This is a genomic window from Tannerella forsythia (assembly GCF_001006485.1).
Classification (GTDB): domain Bacteria; phylum Bacteroidota; class Bacteroidia; order Bacteroidales; family Tannerellaceae; genus Tannerella; species Tannerella forsythia.
This window is the reverse complement of the sequence record NZ_JUET01000094.1, coordinates 1-750: the sequence shown is the minus strand read 5'-3', so window position 1 is coordinate 750 and position 750 is coordinate 1. Positions and strand designations below refer to the sequence as shown.

Here is a 750-nt window from a genome sequence, read left to right as displayed (position 1 = left end):
TAGGAGGGGAACAACAAGTGTGTGCGTGGGTAGAAATAGGAGGAGGAGAAAGGAAGCTTCATCAGTCGTCGGCAAGGGGCAATAATGTGGTAGGGAGTATCGGAGATGTGACATAAAGCAGCAAAAACGAAGACGGAGAGGATGGGAGGATGAAAGAAGAGGAGGAGGGAGGCAAAGAGGAGGAAGAGGAGATAGAGATGAAGGCCGGAGAAGGGAAAAGAGAAGAGGAGAGGAAGGAGGAGACGAGAAGAAAAAAAAGAGGAGAAAGGAAAAAGAAGGGAGAAGAGAAGGAAAAAAGGAAGGAAAGGAAAAGAAAAAAAAGAGAAGAAAAAGAAAAAGAGGAGAAAATAAGAAGAAGGAAGAAGAGGAGAAGTGAAGGAGACGAAGGAAAGAGAGAAGAGAAGAGAAAAAGGAAAGGAAGAAGAAGAGAGGAAGGAAAAAAAAAGGAAGGAAGAAAGAAATAAGGAGAGAAAGGGAGTGAAGGAGAAAGAGAGAGAAGAAGGAAATGTCAATGTAGGGGGAGAAAAAGGAGAGAAAGAAAAGAGGGGGAAGAAAGAGGGGAAAAAGGGGGAAGAAAAAGAGGGAGAAGAAGAAAAGGGGACGGGGGAGGAGAAGGGAGAGGGTGAGAAAAAGAGGGAGCAAAAGAAGGAGGGAAGAAGAAGAAAAGAAAAAGGGAGAAGATTAGTGTAAAAGGAGAGAGAAAAAAGAAAAACATTGAAGAAGAAAGAAGGGGGAAGAAAAAAACCGCAT

2 protein-coding genes are annotated in these 750 nt (G+C 43.2%); both read left to right on the top strand.

Annotated features, from left to right (window positions below):
* The first annotated feature begins 149 nt into the window (after positions 1–149).
* Positions 150–464 carry a hypothetical protein gene (locus Tanf_RS09420; RefSeq protein ID WP_046825703.1) on the top strand — a complete coding sequence of 105 codons (315 nt, stop codon included), beginning with the start codon at positions 150–152 and terminating at the stop codon, positions 462–464.
* Positions 373–690 carry a hypothetical protein gene (locus Tanf_RS09415; RefSeq protein ID WP_161794961.1) on the top strand — a complete coding sequence of 106 codons (318 nt, stop codon included), beginning with the start codon at positions 373–375 and terminating at the stop codon, positions 688–690. Before Tanf_RS09420 ends, Tanf_RS09415 begins: the two co-directional genes overlap by 92 nt.
* The last annotated feature ends 60 nt before the right edge of the window (positions 691–750 follow it).